Raw genomic sequence first — 11,530 nt, 5'->3', positions numbered from 1 at the left:
ATCAACCGGTGGTACAACAAAGAGAACGCACGGTTGCAGAGCATCAAGGACAAACAGGGGCTAACCGGGATCACGAAGCGGCAGGCATGGTTGCTGAAGAAGCGGGACTGCCAGATCGAGGAGGCGATGAACCGATACGTGACCTGGATCGTGGACTATGCCCTCCAGCACCGGATCGGCACCGTGATCCTGCCCCGCTGGGAGGGGATCAAGGACAAGATCAACCACGGCAGACGGGGCAACCAGAACTTCGTGCAGATTCCGTATCACAAGTTCCGGCAGAAACTGAAGAGCAAGTGCGAGCAGTACGGGATCCGGTTTGATGACTCGCACTTCGAGGCATACACCTCGCAGGTCGATGCGCTCAACCTTGACCCGATCCGAAAGCCCCCCTATGGAAGGAAACGGCGGGTCAAGCGGGGGTTGTACCAGAGTGCTCTGGGAACCCTGATCAACGCCGATGTCAACGGCGCTCTGAACCATGCACGAAAGGTAGCCGGTGATTCCGTGGTTCCACGGATAATCGGTAGTGGCCGCGTCAACCGGCCGGTGCGAATAAGGACGACTTTTGAACCGTCACCCTTCGCACAGATGAAAGTGCAACCCTGTGCCCCGCAAGGGGCCCCGGTGGCAAGCCCCCTCCGTTAGGGGGGTAGTTGACGTTAGTCTGCGCTCCGTAAACAGTCTTTGTCACCGGGCCTGCTCCTCGTGTCATCGTCCCTCGACCCGGACCTCGATGCCCGTGAGTCTCCGGTAGATCCGGCGTCTTCGTGCGAGGTGCCTGTAGTCGTAGACGAAGTATTCGTAGGTGTCCCAGATCGTCACCCAGTTTAGGATAGTGATCAGCCCGCCGAGCAGGATGACGCCGGGTTCCTCGAGGGATCCGGAGAAGAGCGTGACGAAAATGATTGCAACCGCCGCGTTGAGGACGGCGAGACCGAGACTGACCTTTCCCTCCCGGAGGGATATCCGCATATCATGGTCGAGGTCGCCTGAGCGAAACGAGAAGTGCCGCCGAACCGCCTCCGGGAGGAGCGCGGCCTCCTCGGGGGAGAGCGAATCCCGCGGGAGGCCGACGGTGATGCCGGTGATCTCCTTGATGTTGTAGCCGTCGAGGTAGCCGGCGATGAACTCCTCGGCGAACTCCGTGAGTTCCCGGTCGGGGAGCGGAGACGGGTCGTCCGGGTCCAGGAGTTGATCGATCGCCTTGAACCGGAACGTGATCGCTGTCGCCCCGTCCCGCTCCGTGCGGATGACCCCGACTTCCCGCATGCCCGGCCCCCCGCCTACGCGGAGGGCGGCGGCACTTCTGCTTTTGCCGGCATCCCGGCGCCGAACGCATCACGGAGGTTCGCCTCCTCCGTCTCAGAGAGCGACGTTCTGATGACGCGACCGCCGTACTCCTTGATGGCGTCGACCACCCTGTCCGGTGTCATCTTCCGGATGAGCAGGAATACCGCGGAGTTGCCCGGGCCGACGTTCTCCGCGACCTCTTTGATGAATTTGTCGTCGATGCCGTAGTCGGAGAAACGCCCGGCGAGTGCCCCGGCGATCGCGCCGATGGCGAGCCCGAAGATCGGTGCAAAGAAGATCAGGCCGATCAGGAGCCCCCAGAAGGCACCTGAGAGCGCCCCCATGCCGGCCAGATTGGTGGCCTGCTTGATCTCGGTCTTTCCATCCCGATGGTGGACGACGACCACCAGGTCCTCCAGTTCGATGATGTGCTCCTTTGTCAGGTTGACCAGCCGATCCCTGACCCGGAACGCGGTATCCTCGCCATCGTAAGCGATGGCAACCAGATCGCTCATACTTCTCACCTGCAACTGATTTGCAGGCGAACATGTAATCCGGTATATATATTCCCTGTGGTCCCCCCCGCCGGGGGACCGGTTCTCACTCCTCCCGGTCCCCGGCACCCATCAACTCCCCGATCCACCGGGTCTCCTCCCAGCTCTCCAGGAAGAGTTTCACCGCGATCGTCAGCGGTATGGCGAGGAAGACCCCGACCGTCCCGAGGATGAGGCCCCAGAAGACGACGGAGAAGAGGACGACGAACGGCGAGAGGTTGAGTTCCCGCCCGGCCATCCGGGGGAGGACGAGGTTCTCTGCGGCGGCGTCGATGAGGGCGACGGCGGCGATGACGGCCACGGCCCCCACCGGCCCGAAATCGATGAGAGCGAGGAGCGTCGGCGGGATCGCGGCGGCAACGAGGCCTATGTAGGGGACGTAACTCAGGACGAAGGCGACGAACCCCCAGAGTGCCGCAAACTCGATCCCGAGGACGTAGAGGAAGAGCCCGGTCCCGACCCCGGTGATCAGGTTCACCTTTGTTCTGACCACCACGTACTCGATGAGGAGCCGGCCCGACTGCGTGAGGTGCCGGTAGGGGGAGCTCTCCGGTCCCAGGCGCCGCCTGAGGGTGGCCGCGAATCGGGGCGCTTCGAGGAGGAGGAACCCGATCGCTACGAAGACGATGAAGACATCGAAGGTGATGCTCCCGATCTGCCGGGCGAGCCCGGCCGCCTGCTGGATCACCATCCCCTGATCGATGTAGTCCCAGACCCGGATGCCGGCGGGGTCGATGCCGTAGCTGGCGAGGACGGCCACCTGCGCCTCGAGGGCCTTCTCGTACTGCGGCAGGGAGAGGAGAAATCCGGTGAGGGCCGCACCGAGGAAGAGGGTCGTGCCGACGAGGACCGCGATGAGCCCCGCGACCACTGTCCCGGCGGCGAGAACCCGCGGCACCCCCCGGTGGGTCAGCCACGCCATGACGGGCGCGGTGATCATGGCGAAGAAGACGGCGACGAGGAACGGGCCGAGGATCGGCGTGGCCGCCCGGATCCCTGCAAGGATAATGACGACTGCCGCTCCGATGATCGCGATGCGGGCAGGGGGAGAGAGGCTTTCACCGGTCATATTTACAAAGCAGCATTGGGGCTTTCCGGAAGAAAGAGTTTTCCGGGCTTCACCCGCCGGCCGCCCGGATCGCCTCGAGGATCGACTCGCCGATGACCGGTGTCGCGATGAAGATATTTTCCGGGCCGATGACCTCTGCCGCTCCGGTCTCTTTGAGGCCCGCAAGGAGTCCCGGGTTGACTTCGGCGAGGATGAGCCGGTTCCCGTGTGCCTGAACCTGCCGGGCGTAGCGCTCCAGCATCCGGAAGAGTCCGGTCCCGGCCTCGACCCGCCCCCGGAGGGCGAGGACCACGACGGCGCCTTTCGCCTCTTTTGGGGACGGGAGTGACCGTTCGATGGCCCGGAGGGTGGCGAAGAAGACGTTGCCGGAGATCGAGAGCACGGTGACCTGATTGCCCGGGAACTGGTCGGGCGCCGGTTCTTCCCGGAACATCCCCCCGCCCGCCGGCACGAGGCGGACGACGGAGGCCTCTCGCGTGGAGGTGACGAGGTAGATGGCAAGCGAGAGGAAGACGCCGATATAGATGCTGTACTGGAGCGGGAGCACCTGGGTGGAGACGAAGGTGGCGACCATTGCCCAGCGCCCGGTGCGGGAATACTTCCAGATGCAGGCGATCTCGCCGGGTTGGTAGATGAGTTCGGCCCCGATGAGGATCAGGAGCCCGGCAAGGGCGGGGAGCGGTATCAGTTCCGCAAGCGGTCCTGCAAGGACGATGACCGCCCCGACGAGGGCGCCGGATATGAGATTCGCTGCCCGGGTCCTGGCCCCCGCGCTGACATTGAGCGCCGTCGCCGAGAGCGACCCGCTCGCCGGTGCGCACTGGAGGAAACTGCAGGCGATGTTTGTGATCCCCTGTCCCCGGAAATCCTGGTTCACATCAGCGATGGTGCCGTCGGGCTCGGGGGTCTTCTCCGTGACCCCGACGGCCATCACGAGCCCGATGATGGCGAGGGCGAGCGCCGGGACGAGGAGCCCGGGAGTGAGGGCGAGGTCGGGGACGACGGGTAGCGGGAGGCCGGCGGGGATGGCGCTGATGTCGCTGACGAGCGCGACCTCGAGGCCGGTAGTCCGGACAAGGAGGGTCGTTATGATGACCGGGAGGAGGAGGGCGGCGGAGCTGAGGTGAGGTGCCCGCCGCAACGCGAGGGCGAGCCCGATGGTGAGGAGGCCGACGGCGAGCGCCTGCACCTGGATCTCCCCGGCGTGGTGGATGAGGTCGAGGACGGCAAGGATCTGGATCGCGTCTCTTTCGAGTTCGTAGCCGGTAAGGTTCCCGGCTTGACCGAGGACGATGAGGAGCGCCGCCCCGGTGACAAACCCGGTGAGGACGGCGTTTGATATGAACCGGGTCAGGCTGCCGGCCCGGACGAGCCCGAACCCGAGCTGGAAGAGCCCGACGAGGAGCGTCAGGACAAAGAGGGTCGCCGGGACGTCGGCCTCCGGGACCGGGGCGAGGACTGAGTAGAGGGAGACAGCGAGGACGTTTGAGAGCATCACCTTGAGGTAGGAGGAGCCGGTGAGGAGCGCCCCGATCGCTGTCGAGAACGTTGCGGTGTAGAGGCCGTAGATCGGGTTTATCCCGGCGACGAGGGCGAACCCCATCGCCTGTGGGATGCCGACGAGAGCGGTGGTCGCCCCGGCGGTGAGGTCGGCGGGGAGGCTCCTTCTCCAGTGCGGCGTACCGGCGGGCATGCTCTGGGGAGAAGGCGGGGCGCGGGGTATATAGTTACCCTCCGGGGCAACTGTTCGGGAGTTCCGGATAGTTCGGCGGGGTGGGTCGGATGCTCCCGAAGGTGCGGTGGCTCGGGCGGTTATGGCGCCGGCGGGGTCAGGCAGAGCCGGCTGGACTACTATCAGGCAAGTCATCCATTGGAGCCTTCGGTAGGGCGTCGGTACACCAATTTAGCCCCGGGCTGGAGGTTCGCTATAGATAAGCTGGTTGAGTGTAGTGATCCGGAGAACAAGATGTATACATTTATCCCAAAATGCGTTGATGCCCATGCATGAAGATATTCCTTACGTATTGTAGCGGGCAGAAGGACGACTCGCTCGAAAAATCCAATGAGAAGGTGACCCCAGACAGGTTATACACGAGCAAACGAATCCAGAAATTTATCAGGGCGTGCAAAGAGGCCGGGGCATTCTGGGCGATTTTTTCTGACGAGTATGGAGTGTGGTTCCCGGGAGAGCGACGGAAATGGTACGACAAACCGCCTGATGCAGTCACTCCCGCGGAGTTTGAGCAGCTCGTCTCCAGGGCCGAGAAGAGTCTGGAGAAGTATGAGGTATTCTTCTATGGGGATACGGGCGACCCGAAGTTTCATCAGGTGTATCGGGACCTCATAGGGAGGCTCAAAGACGCCGGAATCAAGATCACGCTCTTCAATGATTTCGATGATATCCCTTCTCTGGCCAATGAAAAGGGCGATGTCTACAGTCCCCAAAGTGGGGTACTGTTTCTTACAATCTGTTCCTTCCGGAAGGCGGAAGAGGGCTTTCCATACTATAATAAGGTGGATACAACCTGTGCGAGATACCTCTCCAATCGCTGTGATCAGCTCATATCCAGAAGAAAAGAAGTTTTTAATACACTGATTCAGGGGAAAGTCTTTTTTGACAAGGCAAACCAGAAAGATCATCCATATAATCTGAATCTGGTACGCGGTCGGGATTTTGGCGGCTCTGAAGAGGGTTATTATCTCCCTGCGCTCTGGAGATATGAAGGGCGGTTTTACCAGAGTCTCAATGTCCGTGGTAAAAAAGCGGTGCTGAACTCCGGGCACCACTTTCTGATCCTATCCGGCCTCTACGGGATCATCACGCCCGTCGACCCGGTGCAGCTCTATTCAATACCGCTCTACGACGATGATCTGGTTCAACGAATATGGCGAGATAACGATTTCCTGACGAACGTCCTCTTCGACTATGTCAGATCCCAGGGTGTTCGGCGAATTTTTGACTTTACCGGCATCTACTACTACCGGGATCTCATCAACTGGCAGCGATTCAAAGGAATGGTTGAAGAGAGCGGGATCGAGTGTGACATCCTGCACGTCTTTTCTCCGGTTGGTGCGGGTGATAATGCTCTGCCTGCATTTGGTGAGAGCATCGCTCAGCAACTCATCCACTACACTGAAGAACAGTTGTACTCTATCGTTCCGGAGGAGTCCATCGGAAATGTGTACTTCAGGGCTATCTATGGGGCTCGCGAGGGCCTGACGAGCGACTTCCCGACCGGCGAACCTATGATAGCGCTTGAAAAAATCACCGATCCTGATGCGAAGAAAATCCTGGCAAGTGCGGATCGGGCGACGATCCACTCCTATAGGAACCCGAACAACCCTCCGGATGCAGGCTCATCTCTGATATGGCACTATGGCAAAGGGTTAGAGAAGTTGTTGCACCAGGAGATCACATGCAAGGTCGGGGACCAACTAAGAAGAGCATATGGAGGGAGTATCCCTCAGAGCGTTCGCTATCGGCCCCGGGAGGAGGGTAGACTCTGGAAGCCGTTTTGGTATTCGCACCAAGTCTCTGCAAAACAGATTACTCTGGGTCAATGGGCCCGGCTACCAGATGGTCTGATCGAATATCCCGAGAATCCTTTTGCAATTAAATTGCGTCAACTACTCGGCCAAAACTCATCGGGTAGGTTTATTGAGGTGATGAAAAAATGCAGTTCGGTGGAAGAGATACGTAACGAAGCAGTTCACCCGAAGGTGATATCATTTGAAAAAGGGATGGAAGAGCGAAAGAAGATCGTGCCGACCATTAACGCAATCATTGGCCTCATATACCCCGAATCTTCCTGATGCTCTGGGAGCAGAATCCGGTTGATGATCCTTGAGGAGCGTCCGGAGGGGGACATCGCCAGCGCGCGGGGTGGTCGGAGGATATGTAACCCCCTCCGGCGGGCACGGCTATCTTCCGATCCGCTTACCCTCAGGATCCGGGAGCCGGCCCGGTAAATCATGGTTTGTCTATCGCTTCAAAACTCCTCTGCGTAAAGAAACAGACGCTTCAGGGTGGCCCGCGAAACAATCGCAAGGCTTATGCCCCCTATAATACCACTGTCCCACATGCGATCTCTGATCACGGTTCCCGCAGGCCTCCCCGGGCGGATGCTGGCACGGGAGCCTGGAGGGAGCGGTATGATCGGAAAATATGGCTTATTCATTGTATTTTCCCTGCTGGCGGTTCTCGCCTGCCCGCCTGTGCTGGCGTCCGAGCTCGGCGAGTACGAACTCATCGCCACGTGGGGATCTCTCGGCGCGGATGACGGACGGTTCAACCGTCCGACCGGGATAGCCGTCGATGCCGAGGGGAACGTCTACGTGGCGGATTATTGCGATCGGATACAGAAGTTCGACAGTACCGGCGCGTTCCTTCTGCAGTGGGGGTCTTCGGGCTCTGGTGACGGAGAGTTTTATCAACCTGATAATATCGCGCTGGATGCCGATGGAAAGGTGTATGTGGTAGATTATTACCGCATACAGGTATTCGATAGCAACGGAACGTTTCTTAAGAAATGGGGATCATACGGCACCGGCGAAGAGCAACTCCAATACCCCCAGAGCATTGCTTTTGACGCCGACGGCAACGCCTACGTCATCGCTGGAGGTGGCATCAAGAAGTTCGACAGCGATGGGAACTTCCTCACTTCATGGGGAGGGTTTGGCACCTATGATGGGGAGTTTCACAACGCGGTAGATGTCGTGGTCGATGCTGCCGGAAACGTCTATGTCGCGGACTGTTACAACAACCGTATTCAGAAGTTTAACAGTACCGGCGCGTTCCTTCTGAAGTGGCAAGTAGGATACCCATATGGAATAACAGTTGATTCTGCTGGCGATGTTCTTGTAGCAGCTTCCAGTACATCCGTTCTGAAGTTTGATAGTTTTGGGAATCTGCTCGCAAGATCTCTTGGAGGAAGTGGAAAAGACATAACTGTTGGTGCTGACGGCACCGTCTACGTAACCCGCGATCATTGCGTTAGAGTATTCAAACAATCCTCGGCACCAACACCGACCCCGACTGTTCCTAAGGGACTTGGCATTACGTCAAACAAGGACAGCGTTGTCCGTGGCAACAGTTTCACCGTGACCATCACCGGCGAGTCGCTCAAGGCCTACCGCCTGTTCATCAAGCCGGAAGAAAGCCTTGCCGATTCGGATTACCCGTGGATTGTAGCCGGCCAGAACGGAGTTAGCACGGTTGGCATGATCAACCCGGAGCGGAACGCGACCGTTATGACCACCGCCGGCGGCACCCGGTCTATCCAGTTCAACACCAACCAGAGTACTGATGCCTGGGTCTTCACGATCCGGGTCGAAGATCCGGCAGATCCTACCACCTATGATGACATCAAGGTGAAGATCGAGGAGGGTGCAGCCACTATTACTACCTACGGTACCCGCTACCTTGGTGAGGGTGTCCCCCTCTATGGTATTAACACTGACGGCGAGACCACTTACCTCTTCCTGACTGGTTCCGATCTCGCTGTCAGCGGCGTCAAACTCTCGGATATAAAGGTCGCGGTTGAGGATGGCAATCCGGGCACATTCACCTGTGTGCATGTCGAGGCCTACGACACCTGGTCCTACATGTGGAACACCGCCGATATCGGCAGGCGCCTCAATGCCGGCAATTACACGATCTATGCGGCCGCGGAGCCCCGGAGCAGGGACAACCTCAGTGATGTCAAGCATGCCGCGGCCGATATACAACTGAAACTCCCCTCCATTAAAGCGGCCACATCCAGTGATACTGTTGCCCGAGGTGACGATCTGGCGATCGATGGGACCGTAACGGGCTATCCCGATAGCGTCCAGATCTGGATCATCGGCCCGGACTACCTCAGTCTCGGTGTGCCGATAGTTTTACGAGATGAGTACTCTTCTAGCAACCGTTTCACATACCGCCTCACAGGCGCTGAAACCAGCAACCTCACCGCGGGCAGGTATTTCGTCGTCGTCCAGCACCCGGTGGTCAACGGGTTTGATGTCACGGCCAATGGCACCACCATCAGCGGCCCCGGTGTGATGCCTACAGACCTTGCCGGCCTGCAGCCATCCGAGGCGGCAAACGCGCTGATCAGTGCCCTTGAGTCTCCATACGTCGATGATACCTACGCAAAACTCACCTTTACCGTCGGGGCGCCCATGATCCGGATCGATCCTATCGAAAGGGCCGATAAGATCAACTGGTTTGGCAAGATCGACTGGTTCGACTGGCTAAGCACCTGGACCTGCGGTGAGACCTTCACGGTCACCGGCACAACCTGCTACCCGGCAGGGACGACGCTGGCCTACACGATAACCTCACGGTGGAATGGGGCATGTATTCTCTCCGGTGATATCATCGTAGCTGATGAGGGTGCGTGGAGTTTCGACGTGGACACGGCCGTGATAGAACCCGGGGAGTATATCGTCCGGGTCATGTCTCTCGACGATCAGTCCTCGGCATCTGCATCCTTCACCGTCCGTGATGGTGTCGTCAACCCGGTCCCCCCTGCAGGGGCTACGTACCGGGTGGAGCGCATCTCCGTGAATCCCTCCCTCGACTACCTCGCTCCCGGCGAGAGGGTGGTTCTCAACGGGATCATCAATGCTCCCCGGGCCGGGTGCCAGGAGGATCTCGGGTTCTCCACCGACCTCCTGGAACCTGCATGGTCCTATGCCATCGAGGTTGAGCGGGAGGTGATCCGCTCCGGATCGCAGAACGTCGGGTCTTTCACGCTGTCCGCGTTTGAGCTCGACTATGGTGAGGAGGATGTGCGCGTCCTCCTCCACCTCTCTGGCACTGTGCCGGGGACTGGAGCAGAGGATCCGGCCCTCCTCAGGATCCTCCAGCGCGACGCCAGCGGCGGGACCGTGCCGGACAGCGAGTATTCTCTCCCGTTCACGCCCTCCGGGAACGACCCGATCCAGCCTTTCGGTGACAACCTCACCCTCTCCCCCGGCTGGAACTTCATCTCGGTCCCCCGGCCGCTTGCCGCCGGGAACGACACCGCGATGATCTTTTCCGGCATCAATACCACCGGCCGCTCGGTCCTCCGGTACAACACCACCATAAGGGATTGGACGGCGCTCGTGGAGGAGGACCGGATAGCCCCCCTCGAAGGGTTCTGGATCTACTCGGCCGGCCTCTCGACGGTCCCCCTGAACTTCTCGACCGATCCCCTCCTCCCGCCGGCGGAGCGCATCCTCGCCGCGGGCTGGAATGCCGTCGGGACCACCGGCACGGCGCCGGCGACGGCGAGGGATACCCTCTACTCGGTCAACAGAGAGTGGTCGACTCTGATCGGGTTTAATGCCAGATCCCAATCCTTTGAATCGGGGATCGTCAACGGCGGGAGCGACGCGAACGCCGATACCCGGTCGGTCTATCCCGGCAGAGGCTACTGGCTCTCCATGTCCGGGCCGGGCACCCTCTACGCCATAGGAGCGTGATATTGATGAGACACACACTCTGGATTCTTATCCTCCTCTTCGCCCTTATCGGGACGGCGTCTGCCATCCCCCTCCTCCCCGCAGAGTTCTCGGGCTCGGTCACGATCGATGGGAACCCCGCGCTGGCAGGGACCGTCATCACCGCCCGGATCGGCGACCGGGACTGCGGCTCGCTCACGCTCCCCGCCGCCGGGGCCTTCGGCGGGGACTCCACGTTTGATACGCGGCTGCTTGTCAGCGGGGAGGACGGCGATGCCGGAAAGACGATCACCTTCTTCGTCGACGGTGTCCCGGCCGCGGAGACGGTGGTCTACGCTCCCGGCACCCCCACAATCCTCGCTCTCACAGTGACGGGAGGCGGGACGAGCGGCACCTCTTCCGGATCGTCGGGCGGTGGCGCCCCGGCCGGCCCCATCACGACTCCGGCGCCGGTGACGGAGTACACCGGGAGCGGCACCCTCGATACCGATACTGAAGGTGCGGTTCGGTTTACCACCGTCATCACCGCCGCGGAGGGCGACGCCAGCCTCTCCATCGGCCGCGGGGTCCGGGCGCTGGACCGTTCCGGAGCCCCCATCGGTTCGGTGAGCGTCGAGAGCATCTCGCCTGAAGACCTCCCCGGCACGAGCGACACCTCGGAGCCGGTCGGCCGGGCGGTCCGGTGCGGTCCTGCCGGCGCGACCTTCGACCCGGCGGTCCGGGTCTCGTTCACGCTCACCCCGGAGGAGTGGGAGCGTTACGAGGGGGGGCAGTTCGTCGTCCGGTGGTACAACAGCGCGACCGGCGCCTGGGAACCTCTTGCGACGACGGTCCACCCCTCGACCCGCACGGTCAGCGCGGCGGTCCCGCACTTCACCCTGGTTGCGGTCTTTGCCGTGCCGGTTGAAGAGGTCCCGGCCCCCGCGGCGACGACGGCCCCCCTCACCGACCCCACCCTGACCTTCGGGCCCGTGGTCTCGGCGACCGCCGTGCAACAGGCCGGACTGCCGTTCTCGTGGTTTGCCGGCTTTGCAGCTCTCGCCGGGGCGGCGCTTCTCGCCCGGAAACGGGGTTGATCCTCTCCTGAACGGGGGATATTCCCCCCACCCGGTCGTGGCAGGGAGAAGAGCATGCCCTCAATGTTTATGCTCTTCCAAGATACCGTGCGGGAACTGCGGCACAA

Annotated in this window: 8 protein-coding genes; 4 read left to right on the top strand and 4 right to left on the bottom strand. The window is 60.8% G+C overall.

Annotated elements, in window-relative coordinates; genetic code table 11:
• The coding region (locus BP846_RS04440) for an IS200/IS605 family accessory protein TnpB-related protein (protein WP_292392847.1) at positions 1-648 on the top strand (648 nt) is incomplete at its 5' end.
• 63 nt (positions 649-711) lie between these two features.
• Here BP846_RS04440 and BP846_RS04435 read toward each other — a convergent pair.
• The 4 genes from BP846_RS04435 to BP846_RS04420 all read right to left on the bottom strand — a co-directional run bounded on the left by BP846_RS04435 (position 712) and on the right by BP846_RS04420 (position 4,609).
• Complete coding sequence (locus BP846_RS04435) at positions 712-1,272, bottom strand: hypothetical protein (RefSeq protein WP_292392846.1); 561 nt, start codon at positions 1,270-1,272, stop codon at positions 712-714.
• Between the two features lie 14 nt (positions 1,273-1,286).
• Positions 1,287-1,808, bottom strand: coding sequence for a DUF1269 domain-containing protein (locus BP846_RS04430; protein ID WP_292392845.1), 522 nt, complete (start codon positions 1,806-1,808; stop codon positions 1,287-1,289).
• An 85-nt stretch (positions 1,809-1,893) separates the two neighbouring features.
• Positions 1,894-2,916, bottom strand: coding sequence for an AI-2E family transporter (locus BP846_RS04425; RefSeq protein WP_292392844.1), 1,023 nt, complete (start codon positions 2,914-2,916; stop codon positions 1,894-1,896).
• A 49-nt stretch (positions 2,917-2,965) separates the two neighbouring features.
• The gene (locus BP846_RS04420) at positions 2,966-4,609 is read right to left on the bottom strand and encodes a SulP family inorganic anion transporter (protein WP_292392842.1); all 1,644 of its coding nucleotides are present in this window, start codon (positions 4,607-4,609) and stop codon (positions 2,966-2,968) included.
• A gap of 311 nt (positions 4,610-4,920) precedes the next feature.
• Here BP846_RS04420 and yaaA point away from each other — a divergent pair, with 311 nt between their 5' ends.
• The 3 genes from yaaA to BP846_RS04405 all read left to right on the top strand — a co-directional run bounded on the left by yaaA (position 4,921) and on the right by BP846_RS04405 (position 11,423).
• Positions 4,921-6,729: a peroxide stress protein YaaA gene (gene yaaA, locus BP846_RS04415; protein ID WP_292392841.1), complete on the top strand. Its 1,809-nt coding sequence runs from the start codon at positions 4,921-4,923 to the stop codon at positions 6,727-6,729.
• 267 nt (positions 6,730-6,996) lie between these two features.
• Positions 6,997-10,368: a hypothetical protein gene (locus BP846_RS04410; protein ID WP_292392840.1), complete on the top strand. Its 3,372-nt coding sequence runs from the start codon at positions 6,997-6,999 to the stop codon at positions 10,366-10,368.
• A 5-nt stretch (positions 10,369-10,373) separates the two neighbouring features.
• A complete protein-coding gene (locus BP846_RS04405; protein ID WP_292392839.1) occupies positions 10,374-11,423 on the top strand; it encodes a hypothetical protein in 1,050 nt (349 codons plus the stop codon).
• The last annotated feature ends 107 nt before the right edge of the window (positions 11,424-11,530 follow it).

Source organism: Methanoculleus sp. UBA303, assembly GCA_002501655.1.
In the GTDB taxonomy this organism is placed as follows: domain Archaea; phylum Halobacteriota; class Methanomicrobia; order Methanomicrobiales; family Methanoculleaceae; genus Methanoculleus.
The sequence above is the reverse complement of the archived record's forward strand: the minus strand, read 5'-3'. Positions and strand labels throughout refer to the sequence as shown.

What these genes read in the sequence shown, in the direction of transcription:
- BP846_RS04425 (WP_292392844.1), bottom strand. Translation starts at nt 2,916, where the DNA reads ATGACCGGTGAAAGCCTCTCTCCCCCTGCCCGCATCGCGATCATCGGA.
- BP846_RS04430 (WP_292392845.1), bottom strand. Translation starts at nt 1,808, where the DNA reads ATGAGCGATCTGGTTGCCATCGCTTACGATGGCGAGGATACCGCGTTC.
- BP846_RS04435 (WP_292392846.1), bottom strand. Translation starts at nt 1,272, where the DNA reads ATGCGGGAAGTCGGGGTCATCCGCACGGAGCGGGACGGGGCGACAGCG.
- yaaA (WP_292392841.1), top strand. Translation starts at nt 4,921, where the DNA reads ATGAAGATATTCCTTACGTATTGTAGCGGGCAGAAGGACGACTCGCTC.
- BP846_RS04410 (WP_292392840.1), top strand. Translation starts at nt 6,997, where the DNA reads ATGCGATCTCTGATCACGGTTCCCGCAGGCCTCCCCGGGCGGATGCTG.
- BP846_RS04420 (WP_292392842.1), bottom strand. Translation starts at nt 4,609, where the DNA reads ATGCCCGCCGGTACGCCGCACTGGAGAAGGAGCCTCCCCGCCGACCTC.
- BP846_RS04405 (WP_292392839.1), top strand. Translation starts at nt 10,374, where the DNA reads ATGAGACACACACTCTGGATTCTTATCCTCCTCTTCGCCCTTATCGGG.